This window comes from Rhodococcus sp. KBS0724, assembly GCF_005938745.2.
Lineage (GTDB): Bacteria > Actinomycetota > Actinomycetes > Mycobacteriales > Mycobacteriaceae > Rhodococcus_F.
In genome coordinates, this window is the sequence record NZ_VCBX02000001.1 from 1,275,677 (window position 1) to 1,297,530 (window position 21,854).

23 protein-coding genes are annotated in these 21,854 nt (G+C 60.7%); 12 read left to right on the forward strand and 11 right to left on the reverse strand.

Features of this window, described 5'->3' with window-relative positions; all coding sequences use genetic code 11:
- Position 1: 1 nt before the first annotated feature.
- From FFI94_RS05865 to pcaH, 5 genes are read right to left on the reverse strand one after another with little or no spacing between them, the layout of a single operon-like run.
- Complete coding sequence (locus tag FFI94_RS05865; protein WP_138872163.1) at positions 2-826, reverse strand: IclR family transcriptional regulator; 825 nt, start codon at positions 824-826, stop codon at positions 2-4.
- A complete protein-coding gene (gene pcaD, locus FFI94_RS05870) occupies positions 823-2,004 on the reverse strand; it encodes a 3-oxoadipate enol-lactonase (protein ID WP_138872164.1) in 1,182 nt (393 codons plus the stop codon). Before pcaD ends, FFI94_RS05865 begins: the two co-directional genes overlap by 4 nt.
- Positions 2,001-3,329, reverse strand: coding sequence for a 3-carboxy-cis,cis-muconate cycloisomerase (gene pcaB / locus FFI94_RS05875; protein WP_138872165.1), 1,329 nt, complete (start codon positions 3,327-3,329; stop codon positions 2,001-2,003). The genes pcaD and pcaB overlap by 4 nt, the downstream gene beginning before the upstream one ends.
- A gap of 12 nt (positions 3,330-3,341) precedes the next feature.
- Positions 3,342-3,983 carry a protocatechuate 3,4-dioxygenase subunit alpha gene (gene pcaG / locus FFI94_RS05880; protein WP_138872166.1) on the reverse strand — a complete coding sequence of 214 codons (642 nt, stop codon included), beginning with the start codon at positions 3,981-3,983 and terminating at the stop codon, positions 3,342-3,344.
- Positions 3,976-4,695: a protocatechuate 3,4-dioxygenase subunit beta gene (pcaH, locus tag FFI94_RS05885; protein ID WP_138872167.1), complete on the reverse strand. Its 720-nt coding sequence runs from the start codon at positions 4,693-4,695 to the stop codon at positions 3,976-3,978. The genes pcaG and pcaH overlap by 8 nt, the downstream gene beginning before the upstream one ends.
- 193 nt (positions 4,696-4,888) lie before the next feature.
- On the opposite strand from pcaH, the gene FFI94_RS05890 reads away from it, so the two are divergent.
- Together FFI94_RS05890 and FFI94_RS05895 are read left to right on the forward strand one after the other, a co-directional pair.
- Positions 4,889-5,635: a CoA transferase subunit A gene (locus tag FFI94_RS05890; RefSeq protein WP_138873618.1), complete on the forward strand. Its 747-nt coding sequence runs from the start codon at positions 4,889-4,891 to the stop codon at positions 5,633-5,635.
- On the forward strand, positions 5,632-6,279 hold the full coding sequence (locus FFI94_RS05895) for a CoA transferase subunit B (protein ID WP_138872168.1): 648 nt from the start codon (positions 5,632-5,634) through the stop codon (positions 6,277-6,279). Before FFI94_RS05890 ends, FFI94_RS05895 begins: the two co-directional genes overlap by 4 nt.
- A 4-nt stretch (positions 6,280-6,283) precedes the next feature.
- Here the strand turns inward: FFI94_RS05895 and FFI94_RS05900 are convergent, their stop codons facing one another.
- The 4 genes from FFI94_RS05900 to FFI94_RS05915 form a co-directional block, all read right to left on the reverse strand.
- Complete coding sequence (locus FFI94_RS05900; protein ID WP_138872169.1) at positions 6,284-6,916, reverse strand: alpha-ketoglutarate-dependent dioxygenase AlkB; 633 nt, start codon at positions 6,914-6,916, stop codon at positions 6,284-6,286.
- 209 nt (positions 6,917-7,125) lie between these two features.
- Positions 7,126-8,256, reverse strand: a complete 1,131-nt coding sequence (locus tag FFI94_RS05905; protein WP_138872170.1) for a HoxN/HupN/NixA family nickel/cobalt transporter — start codon at positions 8,254-8,256, stop codon at positions 7,126-7,128.
- Positions 8,257-8,398: 142 nt separating this feature from the next.
- Positions 8,399-8,728 carry a branched-chain amino acid transporter permease gene (locus FFI94_RS05910; protein ID WP_138872171.1) on the reverse strand — a complete coding sequence of 110 codons (330 nt, stop codon included), beginning with the start codon at positions 8,726-8,728 and terminating at the stop codon, positions 8,399-8,401.
- Positions 8,721-9,455: an AzlC family ABC transporter permease gene (locus tag FFI94_RS05915; RefSeq protein ID WP_397495552.1), complete on the reverse strand. Its 735-nt coding sequence runs from the start codon at positions 9,453-9,455 to the stop codon at positions 8,721-8,723. The genes FFI94_RS05910 and FFI94_RS05915 overlap by 8 nt, the downstream gene beginning before the upstream one ends.
- Positions 9,456-9,537: 82 nt before the next feature.
- Between FFI94_RS05915 and FFI94_RS05920 the strand changes: the two genes are divergently transcribed.
- Both FFI94_RS05920 and FFI94_RS05925 read left to right on the forward strand, forming a co-directional pair.
- Entirely contained in the window at positions 9,538-9,978 is a 441-nt protein-coding gene (locus FFI94_RS05920) for an Lrp/AsnC family transcriptional regulator (RefSeq protein ID WP_033234066.1), read from the forward strand.
- Positions 9,979-10,114: 136 nt separating this feature from the next.
- Positions 10,115-10,540, forward strand: coding sequence for a VOC family protein (locus FFI94_RS05925; protein ID WP_138872173.1), 426 nt, complete (start codon positions 10,115-10,117; stop codon positions 10,538-10,540).
- Here the strand turns inward: FFI94_RS05925 and FFI94_RS05930 are convergent.
- Positions 10,537-11,547 carry an AraC family transcriptional regulator gene (locus FFI94_RS05930; protein WP_138872174.1) on the reverse strand — a complete coding sequence of 337 codons (1,011 nt, stop codon included), beginning with the start codon at positions 11,545-11,547 and terminating at the stop codon, positions 10,537-10,539. The genes FFI94_RS05925 and FFI94_RS05930 overlap by 4 nt on opposite strands.
- Positions 11,544-12,734: a pyridoxal phosphate-dependent aminotransferase gene (locus tag FFI94_RS05935; RefSeq protein WP_138872175.1), complete on the reverse strand. Its 1,191-nt coding sequence runs from the start codon at positions 12,732-12,734 to the stop codon at positions 11,544-11,546. Before FFI94_RS05935 ends, FFI94_RS05930 begins: the two co-directional genes overlap by 4 nt.
- A 226-nt stretch (positions 12,735-12,960) precedes the next feature.
- Here FFI94_RS05935 and FFI94_RS05940 point away from each other — a divergent pair, with 226 nt between their 5' ends.
- The 8 genes from FFI94_RS05940 (at position 12,961) to FFI94_RS05975 (ending at position 21,854) form a co-directional block, all read left to right on the forward strand.
- On the forward strand, positions 12,961-13,836 hold the full coding sequence (locus FFI94_RS05940; protein WP_138872176.1) for an SDR family NAD(P)-dependent oxidoreductase: 876 nt from the start codon (positions 12,961-12,963) through the stop codon (positions 13,834-13,836).
- 60 nt (positions 13,837-13,896) lie between these two features.
- Positions 13,897-14,112: a ferredoxin gene (locus tag FFI94_RS05945; protein ID WP_138872177.1), complete on the forward strand. Its 216-nt coding sequence runs from the start codon at positions 13,897-13,899 to the stop codon at positions 14,110-14,112.
- Between the two features lie 74 nt (positions 14,113-14,186).
- Entirely contained in the window at positions 14,187-15,419 is a 1,233-nt protein-coding gene (locus FFI94_RS05950; RefSeq protein ID WP_138872178.1) for a cytochrome P450, read from the forward strand.
- A 1-nt stretch (position 15,420) separates the two neighbouring features.
- On the forward strand, positions 15,421-16,938 hold the full coding sequence (locus tag FFI94_RS05955) for a class I adenylate-forming enzyme family protein (protein WP_138872179.1): 1,518 nt from the start codon (positions 15,421-15,423) through the stop codon (positions 16,936-16,938).
- Positions 16,939-17,105: 167 nt separating this feature from the next.
- Positions 17,106-17,744, forward strand: coding sequence for a TetR/AcrR family transcriptional regulator (locus tag FFI94_RS05960; protein WP_138872180.1), 639 nt, complete (start codon positions 17,106-17,108; stop codon positions 17,742-17,744).
- A gap of 296 nt (positions 17,745-18,040) precedes the next feature.
- Positions 18,041-19,654: an FAD-dependent oxidoreductase gene (locus tag FFI94_RS05965; protein ID WP_397495325.1), complete on the forward strand. Its 1,614-nt coding sequence runs from the start codon at positions 18,041-18,043 to the stop codon at positions 19,652-19,654.
- 332 nt (positions 19,655-19,986) lie between these two features.
- On the forward strand, positions 19,987-20,970 hold the full coding sequence (locus FFI94_RS05970) for an ABC transporter ATP-binding protein (RefSeq protein WP_138872182.1): 984 nt from the start codon (positions 19,987-19,989) through the stop codon (positions 20,968-20,970).
- 113 nt (positions 20,971-21,083) lie between these two features.
- Positions 21,084-21,854, forward strand: coding sequence for an ABC transporter permease (locus tag FFI94_RS05975; RefSeq protein WP_138873619.1), 771 nt, complete (start codon positions 21,084-21,086; stop codon positions 21,852-21,854).

The window sequence follows — 21,854 nt, forward strand, 5'->3', positions numbered from 1 at the left end:
ATCAGCGCGTAGCGGTCGAGTGATTGTTCGAGGATTGAGTGCGGCCGAGATCGGCAGAAATCGCGTCAGCGGTGGATATTGCAGCCGGAACAAGTTCAGCGAGAACCGCTTCGGTGCTGTAGCGCGCAGCCTGAGTGGAAATATTCACCGCGGCAACTACGTCGCCGTTGGCGTCGCGAATCGGTGCTGCGAGTGAACGCAACCCTTCTTCGAGTTCCTGATCGACCACCGAGTAGCCGTCGGCGCGAATCTTGTCGAGTTCAGCCCGCAGTTCTTCGGGAGTGGAGATGGTCTTGCCGGTGAGACGGGAGAAGGAGACTCGGGACAGGTACTGATCGAGCGCGTCGTCTGGCAGGCCGGCGAGTAGTACCCGCCCCATGGACGTGGCATAGGCCGGGAAGCGGGTGCCGATGGTGATCGAGACCGTCATGATGCGGCTGACCGGTACGCGGGCCACGTACACGACGTCGTCGCCGTCGAGGATGGAGACCGAGGTGGATTCCCGGACCTTGGCGGACAGGGCCTCCAGATGGGGTCCCGCGAGTTCGGGCAGCGACAGGCTGGACAGGTAGCTGTACCCGAGTTCGAGAACGCGTGGTGTCAGCCAGAACACCGAACCATCCGTACGTACGTATTGAAGCTCGACCAGAGTGAGCAGGAACCGACGCGCAGTCGCGCGCGTGAGATCGGTGTGCCGCGCGACTTCACTGAGCGTGCGCCGGGGATGCTCGCCGTCAAATGCCTTGATGACGGACAATCCGCGGGCCAGCGACTGCACGTAGTCGGGTGACGGCCCCGGCGACTGGTCGCTGTTGGTTTCGCTCATGGTGTCGTGTTCTCCTCGGGCTTCGGCGTGAGGTCCGCGAGTGCCTGCTTACCCAGCGCAAAAGCCTGATTACTGTTCGGCACACCCGCATAGACCGCGGTATGGAGAAATACTTCCACGAGTTGATCCGGATCCATCCCGCTGCGCAGTGCGGCGCGGATATGCATGTCGAGTTCGTGCTCGTTGCCGACTGCGGTGAGTATCGCGAGAGTCAGCAGCCTGCGGATGTGGTGATCGAGTCCGGGACGTGACCAGATGTCGCCCCAGGCAGTGCGAGTGATGAAATCCTGGAACGGCGCGGTGAACTCGGTGGCGCCGGCAATGGACCGATCGACGTGAGCGTCACCGAGAACCTGACGACGGACGGTCATCCCTGCCGCCACCGCGGCACTGCGCTGAGCATTGGCCGGTGTGTGCGAGGAAATATGCGCCGCAAGAAGTTTGGTGACGTGTCCGGCCTGCTCGACGCTCGCGAGGTGCGCTCCGGGATCGACGACGTGCATCACGGAATCGGCGATACCGTCGGCGATCGCTGCCAGGGTGGCCGGGGGAGTTGCCGGATCCTGCTCACCCGCGATGAGGAGCGTCGGAGCGACGATGCGGGCGAGGTCGGCGCGGCCGTCCCACACCGCGAGTGCTTCGCAGCAGGCCGCGTATCCCTCGTCCGGTGTTGCCTCGACCATCGCGACATGCCGCGCGACGAGTTCCGGATCGCTTTCGGCAAGTCCGGGTGTGAACCAGCGTCCGACAACTGCCGCAGCGATCGAGGCAATACCGTCGGTGCGGACGGTCTGCGCTCGTTCGATCCACGGCTGGGCGGGTGCGAACTGCGGGGACGTGCACAGCAATGTCAGGGTGTCGACGCGAGTGGGACGGTGCGCGGCGATCCACTGGCTGACGGCACCACCGAGGGAGAGACCGACCAGATGAACCGACTCGAGTTCGAGGGAATCGAGCAGAGCGACGACGTCGCCGGCCAGGTCCGCGACGGTATACGGGCCGGCGGGCACCGGGGATTTACCGTGACCACGGTGATCGACGGCGATGACGCGGTAGCGGTTCGACAGCGCATGAATCTGCGGCGCCCACATCGTCAGGTCGGACCCGAGCGAACCCAGGAAAACGACGGCAGGAGCGTCGGGATTGCCGGTCTGGTGAAAGTTGAGCTCGACGCTCATCGTGGTCCTCCTGTTGGGCGTTCGGCGAGGGCCCGATCGACCAGGTCGGTGGCGTGGCCCAGATAGTGTGCTGGATCGAGAAGTTCGGTGAGTTCGGCCGCGGTCAGGTGTTCGGTGATCGCGGGATCATGGTCCAGTCGCGTGCCGGAAGCGGCTGCGGCAGTGACGATGTCACGAGCACGATCGGTATGCGCCGAGAGTGCCTTCGTGACCCGTTCGGCAAGAATCAAGCCGCCGGTGATGTCGAGGTTGCGTGCCATCGAATCGGTGTGCACCTGTAGCCCGGCAAGACTGACCGACAATTGATGTGCCGATCCGCCGGCTAGACGTAGGAGTTCGGTGACGGTTTCCCACTCCGCATGCCAGGGACCGGCTGCCCGAGCGAACTCGTGATCCATGTTGGACAAGGCCGTGGCCACGAGTGCGGGAACACGCCGTGCCGCGGCGCGGGCCGTGATGGCGGCAACGGGATTCTGCTTGTGCGGCATGGCTGACGAGCCGCCTGGAGTTTTCTCGGCGACTTCGGAAAGTTCCGTCGACGCCATGACGGTGATGTCCGTAGCCGGTTTGGACACGGCACCGGCGACGATGCCGAGGGTGGTCGACAATTCCGCGATGGTCACGCGATCGGTGTGCCACGGAACAACCTGTCGAGCCAACCCGAGTTCGTCGGCAAACGCGTCGGCGAGCGCGAGGCCGTCCGGGTACGACGCGGCGAGTGTGCCTGCGGCACCGCCGAACTGGACGGGCAACGTCGACAACACGATGTCGAGCCGGATTGCAGCGGCATCGAGAGCGGTGAACCAGCTGGTTGCCAGTAGTCCGAAAGTGGTCGGAAGTGCTTGTTGCCCCAGCGTTCTCGCCACCATCGGCGTCGAGCGATGAAGGCGGGCCAGATGAGCTGCAGAGTCGGCAGCCCGGGTCAGGTCGGCAAGTACAACAGACCCTGCGCGCCGCGTCAGCAGCATCAGCGCGCAATCCATGATGTCCTGGCTGGTGGCGCCCGGGTGAACAACGTTGCCGGGTACACCGTCTTGCGCGACTCGTTCGCGCAGGATCTTCACGAGCGGGATGACCGGATTGCCGCCCGCCGCTGATGCGCGACCCAGCGCGACTATGTCGAGCCCACCAGGCTTGGACAACTCGGCGGCAGCGGCAGCCACAGCGGCGCACTGGGTACCGTCCGCCAACCCGATTGTGGCCGCCGCACAGCTCAGTGCAGCTTCCACGTCGAGCAACGCGGTCACCCAGGCCTGGTCTGACAGATGCTCGGATACCGGGGTGGCACCGAACACCGGATCGAACAGCGCGCCGCGAGTGGACATGTGTACTCCTCTTTACAGCTCGAAGAAGGGCGTCTCGACGCCGTGTGCGTCTTCGTCCTGAACATAGACCGTCCAGGAGTACCCATCGTCGACCTTGGTTGCAACCAACTTCGCGCGTTCGGTTTCGGTGAGCGAACTCAGAACCGGATCGGTGGTGTGCGCGTCCGCGTCTTCCGGGAAGTACAACCGAGTGACCAGACGATCGAGCATGCCGCGGGCGAAAATCGAGACGTTGACGTGGGGTGCTTCGTCTATCTCGGTTTCGGTGGGCAACGCGCCGGGCTTGACCGTGTGGATCAAGGCTGTTCCGGTGGAATCGGCTGCGCTGCGGGCAAACCCGCGGAATCCGGCCGGAGTGAGGCTCACTGCGCCGCGGGGATCGTCCGGATGGTTGAACCGCCCGAGCGTATCGGCCTGCCACGTCTCGATCATGGCGTCGGCTACCGGCGTGCGATTGCCGTCGATCACCGTGATGGCGAGCGTGATTCGGCCGGGAGCGTCGGATGCAGCCGCGTCGGGCCCGTCCGTCCAGGGAAGGCCGATGTGCCAGTACGGGCCGACGGTTTGCGAAGGTGTGACTCCGAAGGACGCCGTGGTGAAATCACCGGGGACGACTTCATAGGTAGGTGCGGGCTTCGCGGTCTGATCAGTCATCGTGGTCTTCCTCGTTCTCGAATACGGAGGCATTACGGCCGCGCAGGACGATGTCGAAGCGGAACCCGAGAGCCCAGTTGGGGACTGTGGCGTCGTAGTCGAAGACGCTGACCATGCGATGACGGGCCTCTTCGGGCACTGCGTTGTAGATCGGGTCCTGGAAGAACATCGGGTCGTCGGGGAAGTACATCTGCGTCACCAGACGCTGCGTGAATGCAGTGCCGAACAACGAGAAGTGGATGTGGGCCGGTCGCCACGCGTTGTCGTGGTTCATCCACGGGTAGGCGCCGGGCTTGATGGTGGTGAACGAGTAGTGGCCATCGGCGTCTGTCACACAACGGCCGAGGCCGTTGAAGAACGGGTCGAGTGGAGCCGGCCAGTTGTCGCCGGTGTGGCGGTAGCGTCCACCGGCGTTGGCCTGCCACACCTCGAGCAGGGTGTGGGGGACCGGCTTGCCGTCGCTGTCGAGGACACGGCCGTGAACCACGATGCGCTGTCCCTGTGCTTCACCGCCGTTGGCGATGGTCAGATCGTTCTCACCTGCGCCGACGCGGTCTTCACCGAAAACCGGCCCGGTCAATTCCGTGAGGCGCTGGGGGAGCAGCTTCAGGGGTTGCTTGGGGTGACGGAGGGAGGTGGTCTTGTAGTCCGCGAAATCAGCCGGGGCGTTGACGCCGGTCGGCCGCTGGTACCTCGGCGGTAAATGCAGCATGGGGAACCTCGTCGTTCGATTACGTGTTCGCAGTGTGTTTGTTCGCAGCGTGTGTTCGCAATGTGTACAGGTGATGCGCTCTGCGAACAGACTAGTTCGTTGTTGTGACCCAGGCAATGTCGGGGGCAAGAAATGTTCGTAATACGCACAGGGGTTCACAATACGTACGGGGCGCGCTACTGTGATCGGCATGATGGACAAAGTCATTCCCACTGCAGCCGAGGCCGTCGCGGACGTGCCGGACGGCGTCACGATCGCTGTCGGAGGATTCGGGCTCGTCGGAGTGCCCGAGATCCTCATCAATGCACTGCTCGAGCAAGGCGCAACGTCTATCGAGACCGTGAGCAACAACTGCGGTACCGACGGATTCGGGCTTGGTGTACTCCTCGAACACGGGCGGATTCGCCGGACGATCAGCTCGTACGTCGGCTCCAACAAAGAGTTCGCTCGCCAGTACCTTGCCGGTGAACTGGAAGTGGAGCTCACCCCGCAGGGCACGCTCGCCGAGCGCATGCGCGCCGGTGGAGCCGGCATCCCCGCGTTCTTCACTCCTGCCGGTGTCGGCACCCAGGTGGCCGACGGCGGCCTGCCGCTCCGCTACGACGGCAGCGGCGGCATCGCAGTTGCCAGCCCGCCCAAGGAAACTCGCGAATTCGACGGCGTCACCTACGTGATGGAACGAGGCATCGTCGCAGACTACGCCCTGGTTCACGCGTGGAAAGGTGACCGGCACGGCAACCTCGTCTACCGCGCAAGCACCCAGAACTTCAACCCGGCCGCGGCAACATCCGGCCGGATCACCATCGCTCAGGTGGAACACCTCGTGGAACCCGGCGAACTCGACCCCGCCGAGATTCACACTCCCGGAATCCACGTTCAGCGAGTTGTCCACGTCGGCCCCGTGACGGTCGGCATCGAGAATCGGACGGTACGAGCATGACTGCAGTGACCCCTACCAAACTCACCCGCGAAGAGATGGCAGCACGAGTAGCGCGCGAGCTCGAGGACGGTCAGTACGTGAACCTCGGTATCGGCATGCCGACGCTGGTTCCGAACTATCTGCCCACCGACATCACCGTCGTATTGCATTCGGAGAACGGCGTTTTGGGTGTCGGACCGTACCCGACCGAGGAAGAACTCGATCCCGAACTGATCAATGCGGGTAAGGAAACCATCACGGTGCTACCCGGCGCGTCGTTCTTCGACTCGTCCGCGTCGTTCGGCATGATCCGCGGCGGACAGGTCGATGTTGCCGTGCTCGGTGCCATGCAGGTGAGTGCCACCGGAGACCTCGCGAACTGGATGATTCCCGGTCACATGGTCAAGGGAATGGGTGGCGCGATGGATCTGGTCCACGGCGCCAAGCGCGTCATCGTGATGATGGAGCACGTGTCCAAGAAGGGGGAGCACAAGATCGTCGAAGAATGCTCTCTTCCGCTCACCGGCAAGGGATGCGTGCAGCGAATCATTACCGACATGGCGGTGATCGACGTGACCGCCGACGGTTTGCGTCTGGTCGAAACGGCGCCGGGTGTAAGCGTCGACGACGTTGTTGCCGCAACGGGAGCAAAGCTGCTCGTCTGACAGTTCAGCGCACTCCGCGAGTACGGAATTGCACGCTGATCCGCGGCCCGAGTGCGCGGGCGCTCTTGGGTACAGCGTGCTCCCAGGTCCGTTGGCACGAGCCTCCCATGACCAGCAGATCGCCGTGTCCGAGGTTGAAGCGGATGGACTCACCGCCGCCGCGGGGACGAAGAAGTAGCGGGCGGGCCGCGCCGAGCGACAAGATGGCTACCATCGTGTCCTCGGTGCGGCTTCGCCCGGTGTCGTCGCCGTGCCACGCGACGCTGTCGCTCCCGTCGCGATAGAAGCACAGGCCGGACGTGGTGAACGGTTCACCGAGTTCGCTGCGATAATGGCTGCTCAGGGCGTCCTTTGCTTCGACGAGCAGGGGATCCGGCAGTGGCTCGTTCTCGCCAAAGAAACACACCAACCGCGGGACGTCGACCACGCGGTCGTACATCTGGCGTCGCTCTGCACGCCACGGTACCGACCGTTCGAGGGTGTCGAACACGGCTTCCGATCCGGTGAGCCAAGCGGGCCGGTGATCGACCCACGCGCCTGCGGTGAGTTTCCGTCGTTGCAGGGTGTTGTCGAGGTCGGCCAAGGAAACACCCAGGTCGACATTGTCGAACAGTGACGGTTGCATGGCGCTGGACATGGAGATCAGACTACACCGAATTTAGAACATATGTTCGAACTTTTCGAATCTCGGGCAATGTGCTCGAGCAATGTATCGGCGCCGTGAAATTAGGCGGCCCACCTCCCGGCGAGTGACAGCCGGGCGGCAGGCCTGTTGCGGCTGACCCCTCGCTCCGAAATCTCTGCCGCAATCCGTCAATACCCCGGAAGACTGCTCCCGAAACACGACTAAGTTGCTTCTTGTCCCGCGGCCGCGGCAGATTGCGCTTGCCATCGCTCTTCGACGCGCCCCAGCTTCCATACGGCAATCGCAACGAGCCACGTGATCACAAACAGCCCGACGATGATGAAGCCCATCGCGCCCCAGTCCAGGTTGCCGATCGCGCCCAGGACTCCGGTGTGAATATCAAGTTTTTCGGTGAAGATCGAGATGATCTCCTGCACTCCGATGATCAGAGCCACGGCCACCGACAAGCCGGTAATCACCATGTTGTAGTAGATCTTTCGCACCGGCTGTGCAAATGCCCAACCGTAGGCAAAATTCATGAAGGATCCGTCGATCGAGTCGAAGAGGCACATCCCGGCGCAGAACAGAATTGGCAGAACGAGAATCGAATACCACGGCAATCCCGTCACGGCTGCACCGCCGGCGATGACGAGAAGGCCGACTTCGGTGACGGTGTCGAAACCCAGGCCGAAGAGTAATCCGACGGGATACATGTGCCATGGCTTGCGGACCGTTTTCATGACCGGTCCCAGAATCTTGTTCAATGCCCCGCGGTTGTCGAGTTCCTTCTCCAGTTGTTCCTCGTCGAACGTTCCCGCTTTGTATTTCGTGTAGACCCGGTGAATTCCGATGAGGGACACGAGATTCAGGAGGCCGATCAAGATCAGGAATGTGCCGGACACGGTGGTTCCGAACAGTCCGGCCCATTTCCCCAGGTCGGAGTTCTCGTCGGACAGGCTGGATGCCAGTCGTCGCACACCCAAGGCGAGCAGAGTGACCATGACAAAAACGATGGTCGAATGGCCGAGGGAGAACCAAAACCCCACGGACATGGGCTTTTTGCCATCGGCAACAAGTTTGCGTGTGGTGTTGTCGATAGCGGCGATGTGGTCGGCGTCGAAGGCGTGCCGCATTCCGAGCGTGTAGGCGGTCACGCCCAGTCCGGCACCGAAAACGCTGCCCTCGACGGCATAGTGACCGGGAACGACGAGGCCGAACAGCACTGCCCAACCGGCCACGTTGAGCACGACGACCGTGGCCGTCATTCCGATGATGCTGCGCCGCTGGGAGCGGTCGAGGCTGGTCCACGCTGCGACGAGTCTGTTTCCGGTCGTGGTTGTATCAGTCGTCATCGAACGTCACCGATTTCGTGTCGAGGGTCGGCGTGCCACCGTCATACAAAAATCGTATAAGTGTTCAACTGTTCAGATAAGGGCATTTTGGTTACAAGTTGCCCATCCGGGAGTAAAGGCGCTTTGCTGCCGGATGGGAAAGTCAGGCGAAGATAGTGTTCATCAGCGCGACGTACATCGCGGTCCCGAGGACGATGCTCAGCACTGCGTTCTTTCGCCACAGGTGGATTGCGGCGGTAGCCGAGACGGCGATCAGTTCGGGTATTCCGTGCGACGGCGCAGTGACGGAAACGTTTTTCAGCGAGTACATCACGAGGATCAACATGACTCCCGCCGGCATGTAGATGCCGAGATACGCGACGAGAGCCGATGAGCGCAGCGGCTTCAGGACGGCAAAGGGTATGGCGCGCAACGCAAAGGTGACGACGGCCATGATGGCGACGGCGCTGAAGATGTACGTGGTGTCAGGCATCTGCTGCTGCCTTTCTGGACGTGGCCAGGTATCGGACGATCAAGAACGCGACAAACCCGCCCATCGCGATCGGTAGAACATGATCGGGTGCAATGAGGCGCGCCACCAGTGCGCAGGTAACTGCTGCTGCCGGCACGGCATAGCCGCTCTGTGCCCGCATCGCTTCGATCGACAGGACGACGAACAAGGCTGTGAGCGCAAAGTCCATTCCGACGATCGAATCGGGAATCCATTGTCCCGCAGTAGCTCCGAGGATCGCGCCGCCAACCCAGTAGCCGTGCAGGAACAGTTGTGAGAATACGATGACGCGACCGGAGAGGGCTTTGGGGTCGGTGGTGACCGACATGGCATACGCCTCGTCGGTGAGGGCAAACATGCTGTAGAAGCGCGCAAACGGATTCCGCACCTTGTTCAGCGGAAAACTCAACGCGTAAAAGACGTGTCGAAAGTTGACCAGCAACGCAGTGAGTGCGACGTAAGGCAGGGGAGTCATCGCGGCGACCATGCCGACGGCAATGAACTCCAGCGATCCGGCATAGATCAGTGAGGTGAAAACCAGTGCCCACCAAGGGTTCAGGCCTTGTTGTACGACAAGCACCCCGAGGGCGATGCCGAGCGGTAAGAGTCCGATGCCCACCGGCAGTGACAAGGCAAAGGCGCGTCGCCACGCTGGGTTCTGGTTCGCGGCATCGACGGAAGGTGCGTCCGCTGATGTTGAAGATTCGATCACCACAGAAATGTAGTACAAAGTGGGTGGTCGACGATTGCCCAGAATGCGCAGAATTCAGACTTTGCGCAATAATATCCGCATGGATGCCATGGATGACGCAATTTTATTCCACCTCCGTCAGGACTCCAGTTTGACCAACACCGAATTGGCGGATCTGGTGGGCCTGACACCCTCGCCGTGCCTGCGTCGGGTCAAGAAACTCGAGGCCGACGGAGTCATCACCGGTTACCGGGCAATCGTCAGCCCCGAAGCACTCGACCGCGGATTTCAGGTGATCGTGACTGCCGAGATCGGCGTCAACGACCAGGCGACCATCGAGGACTTCGAATCACGCGTCGCGGCTTTCGACGAAGTGATCGAATGTCGGCGGCTCTTCGGAATCCCCGACTACTTCATCCGCGTCGCAGTCAAGGATCTCGCGACCTACGAACAATTCATGGCCACCAAACTCAGCGGCCTCCCCGCTGTGTCGCGGGTGACCTCGCTCATCACGATGAAAACCATCAAGAGCGTGGACTGAGGTCGGTGGCCTCGCCCCCGGTGCGAACGGTGCGTTCATCGCCTTGGATCGACCGAAAGTGCCGTTCGCACCGGAAGGATGGGGTTGGCGCACACAGCACCTGATCTTTGTCGGTACCTGGGGTTAGCGTCGGAACATGGGATACGAATTTCAAGTCACCGTGGACTCCGAACAACCGCATGAACAGGCAAAGTGGTGGGCCTCCGCGCTCGGGTGGGCTGTCGAGCCGAGCGACGAGGATTTCATCAGAGGACTCGTCGCCGCCGGTCACGCGCAAGAATCCGACACCACCACTTTTGAGGGCGTGCTCGTCTGGAAGGAAGGTGCAGCAATCAGCGATCCGGAACATCCGGAGCGCCCGCGTGTTCTGTTTCAGCTCGTGCCTGAGAAGAAAGCGGTGAAAAACCGACTTCACCTGGACATCCGAGTGGGAGACAACCGTGAGGACGTGGCCGCTCATCTCGAGACGGTTGGTGCGACGATACTTCACCGAGGGCAGCAAGGCCCGAGCGTGTGGATCACGATGTCCGACCCGGAGGGCAACGAATTCTGTGTCAGCTAGCGGTACGAGCTGGGAGTATCTCCGGTCCAGCGTTTGAACGCCCGGCGGAACGCGCTGGGCTCGGAGAACCCGAGGCGAGCCGACAGAACCTCCACCGATTCACCCCGGCCCAGACCGGCGATCGCGACGTCTCGGAGTACTTCTTCACGCAACTGATTCAGCGACGTGCCCTCGCGGCGAAGCAACCTTCGCAAGTGCGGCACGCTGATCGAGAGCATTTCGGCAATCTCTTCCGCTGTCGAGGTGCGTCCTTTCACGCCTAGCTCCACAACTCGGCGTACCTGTGCTGACGCCGTGCTGTCGTAGTCGCGCTCGGACATCAGCTGGATAGGTGATGTGCGCAGATACTCCTCGAGTGTTTCCTCGGTCTGGATGATCGGTGCGCGCATAGCGGAGTTATCGAAATCCAAAGCGGCGCAGGATGCATCGAAGGTGACTGGGATGCCGAAGATGTAATCGTAATCTTGAGCCAGCCGCGCATCCGGTGGTGAGTACGGCAACTCGACGGCCCGCAGTTTGACGCGCTTGCCAATCAACCAGGCGGCAAATCGGTGCAGCAGTATCAAGACGAAATCAGTGGTGACGCGCGCTGCGATAGCGGGTTCGGAGATTCCGTCCCGAGGGTGAACGGAGAAACTTATGCGGGTGCTGTCTTCGCCCGACTCTATCGACAACGGAGCCAAACCCGGCAGTGCCCGGATCACGTCGGCCATCCGTGCGAAGGCGCTTCCGAGGTCGGGGCAGTGAATCAATGTCAGGCAGATCAGGCGAAAGGTGCCGCGGGGAACCGGGGCGCGGCCGAGACCGAACAATTCGTCGTCCGTGATCTGCCAGGTGGTTTGGATGAAGGTAGTTACCTGAGCGGGAGTGAGCCGCGCCCGGGGGTCCGCCAGAGTAGTGAGATCGATTCCTGCTGTGCGCAGGGCGCCGGACAAGTCCACATTGTTGTCCGGCGAGAACATGAGATAGCGGTGAACAAATGCAGTGGGGATGGTGCGAGCATTCATGGGTGAGTTGCTCCCCGGAGCCCCTGCAGACGCCTTGCTGCTTCGGCAAGTACGTGGTCCTGTTTGCAGAATGCAAACCGCACCAAATGCTTCCAGTTGTCACGGTTGTCGGCGAATACGTCGACGGGGACGGCGGCAACACCGATCCGTTCCGGCAACGCGCGGCAGAAATCTCCGGCATCCGATTCACCCAGTGGCCGGATGTCTGCTAGTAGAAAGTAGGTGCCGCCGCCCGAATGCACGTGCAGTCCCGCGTCGGTCAACGCGTCGGCGAGCACATCTCGCTTGGACTGCAGGCCTGACCGCAGATCCGCGACCCACGCTTGCTCGTTGGTCAGGGCGTACGCAACGGCCGGTTGGAACGGCGCGCCGGCCACGAACGACATGAATTGTTTGGCCGCGCGCACACCGTCGATGAGCTCGCGCGGACCGATCGCCCAGCCGGTCTTCCAGCCGGTGACATTGAAAGTCTTTGCAGCGCTGGACACTGTGACGGTGCGTTCGCGCATTCCGGGCAGCGACGCCATCGGGGTATGGGTGAGGCCGTCGAAGACCAAGTGCTCGTAGACCTCGTCGCTCAGCACGATCAGGTCGCGTTCACACGCAATTTCTGCGAGTGCACGCAATTCGGCATCGGTGAACACCGTCCCGGTGGGGTTGTGCGGACTGTTGACCACCAGCATTTTGGTTTTGGGTGTGATCGCTGCCTTGACTGCGTCGAGGTCGACAACAAATTTGTCACCGGATGGGACCAACGGGACGGTACGACGGATCGCGCCGGCCAGAGCAACAGAAGCCGCGTACGAGTCGTAATACGGCTCGATGAGTACAACTTCCTCGCCTGGTTCGACCAAACCCAGAATTGCAGCACTGATCGCTTCGGTGGCGCCGACGGTGACGAGCACTTCGGAATCGGGATCGAATTCCAAGCCGTACCGGGCCGCGCGGTCGGCAGCAACAGCCTGGCGCAGAACCGGCATACCCGGACCAGGTGGATATTGGTTGACTCCATCGGCAATGGCTTGGCGCGCAACCTCGAGCATTGCGGCGGGTCCGTCGGTGTCTGGAAACCCTTGGCCGAGATTGACGGCGCCATGAAGCGTTGCCAGTGCTGTCATCTCGGCGAAGATCGTGGACGCAAAGGGCTGCAGGCGCGAGACGGTGCGATTGCGGGGCGTCGAAGGCATCTTTGCAGCTTAGTCGGCGGTAGTTGCATCTTCGCATCACTCCCTGTGCCCTGATCAGCGCAGATCACGCGTCATGAGGACCTGTTCATGTATCAACTGACAAATATCGATTGACGTCCGTTGTCATTATGGGTAACCTGAGTCACACATTGCATCGACTACGCACGCAACACGCGTCGAGTCCTCACTTCCTCACCACGGCACATCTTCAGTCGAAGGAGTTTGCATGAAACTCGAGAACAAGATTGTTCTGATCACCGGCGGCGGTTCGGGCCTCGGTCGTCAATGCGCGCAACTATTTGCCTCGGAAGGCGCCAAGATTGCAGTAGTCGACATCGACAGGGATCGGGCCGACGGGACTGTGAAACTTGTTGAACAGCAGGGTGGCACCGCGATCGCGCTCACGGCAGACGTCAGCGTCGAAGCCCAGGTGGTGGATGCTGTGGCAGCGACGGTTGACACTTTCGGCAGGCTTGACGTCGTCTTTGCCAACGCCGGCGTCGTCTCGCGTGGTGGAGTTCCTTCAGTTGCGGGTGGTGAGGTTGTCGACTTCCAAGACCTGACCGATGCCGATTGGCAGGCGGTACTGGGTGTGAATCTGAGTGGGGTCTTCTACACCGCAAAGGCCTCGGTGCCTGCACTGCGGGCGGGTGGCGGCGGCGTGATTCTTGCAACCTCTTCGGCCGCATCGTTTCTCGCGTACCACAGCATCGCTATGTACTCTGCCACCAAAGCCGGGGTCAACGGTTTGGTGCGCGGATTGAGCCTTGACTTGGGTAAATACGGGATTCGCGTCAATGCCATCGCCCCGACTCACGGAATGTCACCCAACTTCCTGATGCCCGCCGGATCTCCTGTTGTCGGAGCGTCGTACGAGGAGACTGCCGGTCCGTGGGACCCTGGAGTCTCGCCTATTCCGCTGAAACTCAACCGTCCTCCGTCGTTGTCGGACAACGCACGAGCTGCGCTGTTCCTGGTTTCCGACGATTCGGCGTACATCTCGGGCGTGACACTTCCGACCACCGACGGTGGAACCCTCTCGCGCGTCGGGATGTGGTTTCCGGAGGACGAGGGCGCCCCGACCGTCGACGCGAGTGCCTAGCTCTCGCAGTCCTGTACCCACAGTGAAATTGCTGTACGACACGATAGTTGGAGACGATCAATGATCGATACAGGCCAAGAGGCAACGCATTTGGTGGTCGACAGGTCTGCGTGCGCCGGCCATGGATTGTGTTACTCGGCGTCGCCAGGACTCCTCGACAGCGACGACCAAGGCAACCCGGTGATACTGCGTGACCCGTTGACTCCTGACGACATCGGTGCGGCGGACGCCGCGGTCATCGTCTGCCCTGAACGGGCCCTGACAGTCGAGCCGTAAACGCACCATCGCAGTCCAGTCAAGCCCGGATCAATTCCGGGCAACGTGATTCCCCCTTTCGAGAAAGAGACTCGATGACAACTACAGAACAAGCGCCCACGAATCTCGTGGTCGATTTCGACATTTACGATCCATCGCTCGCCCAACCGGTCGATACGGTGCAAGAGCGGGTTGCGGAATTGGCCGGCAAAGGTCCGGTGGTCTACTCCACCGCGCACGGCGGGCATTGGATTGTCACGCACTACAAGGAAATTCACGAGGTTCTCCGGGATCCCGAGACATTCTCGAGTTACCCCAACAACCTTGTCACCGGCCCGGGTGGAATGGGCAAGTTCATCCCCATCGAACTCGATCCGCCGGAGCACACCGGATACCGCCTCGCCTTGCAGCCGCTCTTCAGTCCGAATCGGATGAAAGCACTAACCGAGCAGATCAGAGAACTCGTCAACGAACTGATAGACAAGTTTGCGGAAGCCGGTGAGTCGGAGTTCATTGCGGACTTTGCGCACGAGCTTCCTACCAGAGTCTTTCTGGCGCTGATGGATTGGCCGGTCGAGGATGCACCGTTGTTCACCGAAGCCACGGATACCGTTCTGGTGGGTAAGCCTGGGGCCAGCGAGGAAGAATCCCAGCAGGCACGGGCGATGGCCGGTATGCAGATGCTGGGGTACTTCCAGAAGATGGTGGACGAGCGTCGTGCAAACCCCGGAAGCGACATCACCTCGACCTTGATTCACACGGAGGTGGAACTGGAGGACGGGAAGCGGTTACTCACCGACGAAGAGCTCAACCGGATGTTCTTCTTGTTGTTGATCGCTGGATTGCACACGGTGCAGGGATCATTGGCGTGGAGCATCATTCACCTGGTGAACAATCCAGCGCAGCGAGAGGCTCTGATCAATGACGACACACTGATTTCCACAGCGGTCGAGGAGATTCTTCGTATCGAAGCTGCTGTAGTCCCTGGCCGTTGTGCCACCAGAGACGTCGAGTTGGGCGGCGTGACCATCCACGAGGGCGATCAGCTCATCCTGATGCTGTGCTCGGCTAATCGAGATTCCGCGGAATTCGAGGATCCCGACGAACTGGATCTAGAACGCCACCCCAACCGCCATCTCTCCTTCGGATCAGGTGCCCACCGTTGCCTCGGGTCGCACCTCGCTCGTATCGAACTCTCGATTGCACTGGAGGAATTGCACCGTCGCATACCGGATTACGACCTGGTCGACTCCGACCCGCCGATTCTGCATTCAAGCCAGGTCCGCGGCTGCGCGCGCTTGCCGATCCGATTTACCCCGGAGACGTGAGATGTCTGCAACCATCGGTTCCGCGCTGGCGTGGTGGGCTCGTACATCCGGTGACCGGGCTGCAATCGTCATCGAAGACGAGTCGCTGACTTATCGTGAGCTTCAAGACTGGTCGAGTCGCGTCGCGCGGGAGCTTTCGAGCTCGGGCGTAAATCCAGGAGATCGAGTGGGTCTCCTCGGTCCCAATTCGATGGAGTGGCCGGCAATCGCTTTGGGCGTCATCAAGTCCGGAGCGGTCCTGGTTCCCCTCAACCCGCGGTTGAAGCCTGCCGAACTGCGCACGGTTCTTGATGATTCGGGAGCCGATGCCGTGATTGCACCGGCGGAGTTCGTGGACGGCGTCGAGCAGGCCAAGGCGCTGGGCGCGCCGTTCGGCATCAGGGACTTCGGCGAGTTCGCCGCGCTCCGGAAAAGTGCTGTCGACGACTATCGGATCGACACGGCTCCGGAGGACCCGACAGCGCTGATTTTCACGAGTGGCTCGACAGGCCTGTCGAAAGGCGTGATCTGCACCAACCGCGCGTTGCTCAACATCGTCTTCGAAGCTTCGCTTACGGAAGAGGGTCTTCGGCCGGGTTCGACGTCGCTGCTGGTACTGCCTCTCGTCTTCACTCCGGGACTTGTCTGGGGTCTACTGATGACCACTGTGCTCGGTGGAACGATTGTCATCGAGAAAGAGTTCGTGCCGGGTCGTGCAGCAAAGTTGTTGGGTAAGCATCAGGTTCAGGCGATCTTCGGAGTCCCGCTCATCTTCGACGCGATCTCGCGATCACCGGAGTTTGCCGACGCGGATCTGTCTTCACTGAGGACAGCCATTGTCGGCGGGGCGGCTGTCGCGCCCGCGTTGTTGCGGCGCTGGGCAGACAAGGGTGTTGCACTACGTCAGATCTACGGGATGACGGAAGCCGGCGGCGTTGCGACTGCAACTCCGGTGGCCGAAGCCTTCGATCATCCAGATTCATGTGGGAACGGCTCGATCTTCACCGAGGTCAAGGTAGTGCGTGCTGACGGCACCGAGGCGGATCCCGGCGAGCAGGGTGAAATCCTCCTGCGTGGTCCCGGAGTTACGCCGGGATACTGGAACGACGAGGAATCAACCGCCGCGGCTCTGCGTGAGGGATGGTTGCACAGTGGCGATCTCGGGACGCGGGACAAGGAAGGTCGCGTTGCTTTTGTCGATCGGCTGAAGGATCTCATCATCACGGGCGGTATCAATGTTTCGCCAGTCGAGATCGAACGCGTCATCGGTGAGATCGACGGGGTGGACGAGGTTGCAGTTATCGCTGCGGTGGATCAGCGCTTCGGAGAGACCCCGGCAGCCATCGTGACCGTGAGCGGCGACGTCGACGAGGCGGCGATCATCGAGCACTGTGATCGGCTGGTTGCCGATTACAAGGTGCCCCGGTATGTCGTCATCCGCAACGAGCCGTTGCCACGGTTGCCCAGTGGAAAGCTGTCGAAGACGGCGATTCGATCGGAGTACTCCGATGTTGCCGAGCGGTTCGTGAAACGCAGGTGACGCTCTGGGCATCATGATTGTCTGCGCCGGCCCTGCTACCGCCCCATTCGGTGATAGTAGGGCCGGTTTCGGTCAGTGCGACGGGGAGAGGTCCGGACAAATGTCGATTCTTGTATCCTGACAAGCAAACTACTTGGCATTGTGCCGAGTATCCAGAAGGGGTTGGTATGGCGCGGCGGAGAAGTGGTGGTGTCCTCAGTGAGGATGCAGACGAGGCGCGCGCCCAGATCCTGAAGGCTGCGGAAGCGACTTTTCAGCGGTACAGCATCGCGAAGACCACGATGGACGACATCGCGAAGGAAGCGGGCGTCTCGAGGCCGACAATTTACCGGTACTTCCGCGACCGGGACACCTTGATCGCGGCGATGGTGGAGACGCGGTCGCGACGCCTGTTCGACAAGGCTCGTGCGTACCTTCGCGAGCGTGCAACGTTTGCCGAACAAATTGTCGACGGATTGATTTTCCTGGTCGATCGAGGCCGCAAGGACGATTTGATCCGGTTGATTGTCAGCCCGGAACACATGAACATGGCGACTGCGCTGCTGGGGAGTTCGGGGTTGGCGACCCGGCTTACCTTGGAAATGTGGGCGCCGCTCATCGACGAGGCACGAGAACGTGGAGAGATTCGCGACGGTCTCACCGATGAGCAGATTTGCGAGTGGATTACGTTGGTCGAACTTATTCTTGTGGGACGCATGGACTTCGGGGCCAGCGACGATCCGGAACACCGGCGTATGCTGACCACTTTTCTCCTTCCTGGCATCGTGACGGATACATCGGCCGCGGACGCGCGACTCGTTACATAACCCAGGTTGACGTCTTGCCGGCCCCGCATGCGGATCTCACGCGTGCGGGGCCGGTTCCGTATGCACCTGGACGCTGGAATGTATTGACGACCAATGGAACTGGACGAACGGCCATTTCAGCTTAGTTTCCCGAAATGGTTGACCTGCCACGTGATACAGATTACATTCTCTGTATTACGTCATTTGTCGAGACGCGGTTGATCTCGTGCAAACAAGAGCAGAAAGCTGGGTGTCCAGTGGCCCATGTCGTTACCCAATCCTGTTGCAATGATGCAAGTTGCGTGTCGGTATGTCCGGTGGATTGCATCCACCCCACTCCTGCAGAGCGGGCCTACATTCGCACTGAAATGTTGTTCATTGATCCTGTTGCATGCATCGACTGCGGTGCGTGCGTTGACGAGTGCCCCGTTGATGCAATAGTTCCTCCCGAGGACCTCACGCCCGCAACCGAGGTATTCGCCGCAATCAATGCGGCGTACTACGAGGACATCACACCGGGTGCAATGGATGTGGCCGAGGCGCCGGTAGCGGCAGTGTCGGTGGGTGATACCCGAACCCCACTGCGCGTTGCGATAGTGGGAAGCGGTCCCTCCGCGTGTTACGTTGCCGAGGAGTTGTCCTCGACCGCCGGGATCGGCGTCGAAGTGACTTTCCTCGAACGACTTCCGGCGCCTGGTGGTTTGGTTCGATACGGCGTGGCCCCCGATCATGCAAAGACCAAGCTGATTTCAACTACATTTTCGCGGACGCTCTCACGGAAGAACTGTGCAGTTCTTCTCAATGTCGATGTTGGTCAGCATCTCTCGCACGACGAGATCGTCGATCATCATCACGCAGTGGTCTATGCCTCCGGTGCGCCGGCCGACCGTTCACTGGGGATTTCGGGTGAGGATCTTCCGGGAAGTGTTTCCGCGCGCGAGTTCTCAGCCTGGTACAACGGCCATCCCGACCATGCAGAGCGCACGTTCGATTTCTCGGGTGAGCGGGCCGTTGTGGTCGGTAACGGCAACGTCGCGCTCGATGTTGCACGTGTACTTACCAGCGATGTCGCTCGCCTGGTCGGCACAGACATCGCCGATCATGCTCTGGAATCGCTTGCCGCCAGTCGGATTCGTGAGGTGATCATCTTGGGGCGGCGTGGTGTGGGCGGTGCGGCGTTCAGTACTCCGGAACTGCTCGGCTTGTCGCAGATACCGGGAGTGGAGGTAACGGCTTCCGGCTTCGAGCGGAGCGATCCGGAGTCGGGTGCACTTCACCGGATCAAAGCGTCGGTAGTCGAGAACTACGCTCGTACAATTGCGTCCTCAGGGAATCGCCGTATTCACTTGCAGTTTCAACGGACACCGGTGTCGATCTTCGGCGACGGGCGGGTTGGCGGGATCCGCGTCGAGCGAAACACCGTTCACATGTCGGGTGTAAAACCTGTTGTGGTGGGTACGGGAGAGTTCGAGGACATCGAGGCTGGATTGCTCGTGCGGTCCATTGGCTTTCGGGGAGTTCGCATCGCAGACTTGCCGTTCGACGAGCAGCGCGGAGTCCTGCCGAACCAGGGTGGGGCTGTGGTGGATCCGCTGACGGGCGAAGCTGTTACCGGCGTGTATACGGCGGGCTGGCTCAAGCGTGGGCCGTCGGGGGTTATCGGATCGAATCGGCCGTGCTCGATCGAAACGTCACGACGGATTGTTCGCGATTTTCTGGCGGGCAGGCTCGAGGCCCCGCGTCATTCGACTGCAGACTTCATGGAGTTGGTCTATCGTCGCCAGCCGGCGTTGGTAGATCTCAAGGGCTGGAAGAGGATCGATGCGCACGAGCGAAAGCAGGGCAAGGTCCACGGACGGCCGAGGTTGAAGATCGTCGACGTGGCCGAGATGGTCGACGTATCGCGTGGTACATCACGCACCGGGGGATAAATTATCTACTCTTTGTAGGTTTATCGCCAAAATTCATTGACTTGCTCAGGACTAAAGTCCTAGTATTTGAATCAGCCGAGACCGGCTTTGAGCATTGCGGCATCTTGTCATCGCGTACTGCCTCCGGATTTCGAATCTAGATGTGCCAGAGCATATTTTGCGACACTGCTGAAAATGGGTAGATAGTTTCCGCCTGCGTGCGGCTCTTTGAAGATAGTAGTGCGCGGGCTATTCCCGATTCTCGATTGCCAAGCACCGAACAGCGTAGGAGATTCGATCGACGTCGAAACTCCGAGTTGACGAGCGGTGCGACAAACAGAAAAGGATTCGGCATGGGTGTTGAAGTGGTAGTAGACGGACTGACCAAGTCTTTCGGGTCGCAGAGGATTTGGCAGGACGTGTCGTTGACGCTTCCGGCCGGTGAGGTCAGCGCGTTGCTGGGGCCGTCCGGTACCGGCAAGTCGGTGTTCTTGAAGTCGTTGATCGGTTTGCTTCGCCCCGAGCAGGGTTCCATCGTGATCGACGGCACCGATATTTTGCAGTGCTCGTCGAAGGAGCTCTACGAGATCCGCAAGTTGTTCGGTGTGCTGTTCCAGGACGGCGCGTTGTTCGGTTCGATGAATTTGTACGACAACATTGCTTTCCCGTTGCGTGAGCATGCGAAGAAGTCGGAATCCGATATCCGCAAGATCGTGATGGAGAAGCTCGATCTGACGGGTCTGGTCGGGGCCGAGGACAAACTTCCGGGTGAGATTTCCGGTGGTATGCGTAAGCGCGCCGGTCTGGCTCGGGCGTTGGTTCTGGATCCGGAGATCATCTTGGTGGACGAGCCGGACTCGGGTCTGGATCCGGTGCGTACGACGTACATCAGTCAGACGTTGATCGATATCAATGCGCAGTCCGATGCCACGATTTTGATCGTTTCGCACAACATCAATCTTGCTCGGACGGTTCCGGACAATATCGGGATGTTGTTCCGTCGGCAGTTGGTGATGTTCGGTCCGCGTGAGGTGTTGTTGACGTCGGATGAGCCGGTGGTCAAGCAGTTCTTGAACGGCACGATGATCGGTCCGATCGGTATGTCGGAGGAGAAGGACGAGGCTCAGATGGCGCACGAGCAAGCGCTGGTGGATGCCGGTCACCATGCTGGTGGTGTCGATGACGTGGAAGGCATTGTGCCGCAGATGAAAGCCACGCCGGGCAATCCCGAGCGGCGCGCTGTTCGTCGTCGTCAGGAACGGGTTCGCCAGATCATGCATACCCTCCATCCTGTTGCGCAGGAAGCCATTCGGGAAAGCTGGTTCGTATCGTCATGACAACAGGAACACAAATGCTGCCTCACGAGTCGGCGACGGTGACGCACAAACCCGTACGCAGACAGCCGTACATCATCATTACTCGGCTGCGAAACTATCTGACAGAAACGCCGATGCGGAGTTTGGCTACCCTGGGGCGTTCCGCTCAGTTGGCGGCAGAAATCCTCACTTACACCGTCACCGACATCGTGCGGTTCCGGCTACCTGTCCGTGAAGTCGCCGAGCAGATGTGGAAGCTACTCAAAGTGACAGCTTTGCCCGCATTGCTGATGGCAGTGCCCATCGGTGCGGAAGTGTCGGTCCAGGTCGGCGGAATCATGAACCAGGTCGGCGCCAATTCGCTTGCCGGCGCAGCAAGCGGTTTGGGCGTTGTCGGTCAGGGTGCGCCCATGGCAGCCGGTCTGTTGATGAGTGGTGCCGCAGCGTCCGCCATAGCGTCGGACCTGGGCGCGCGTGCCATTCGCGAGGAGATCGAAGCTATTCGGGTGATGGGAATCGATCCGGTCCAGCGTTTGGTGGTTCCGCGATTCATCGCGATGATCGCCATCGCCCCCATGTTGTGTGTGTCGATTATTGCCGCCGGTGTTGCTGCAGGCCTGATTATTTCGGCCAATGTGAACAATGTGGTCCCGGGAAGTTTCTGGCAGTCGTTCGGTTCATTCGCCACGACAACGGATTTGGCGTTCTCGGTACTCAAGTCGGTGCTGTTCGCGGCCATCGTGGTCTTGATCGCGAGCCTGCGTGGTCTGGAGGCAAAGGGCGGTCCCAAGGGCGTGGCAAACGCTGTCAACGCCTCGGTCGTTCTGAGCGTGTTCTGCATCTTCATGACCAATTTGGGTGTCAGTCAGCTGCAGATGATGTTCTTCCCGGCGAGGTTGGCATGA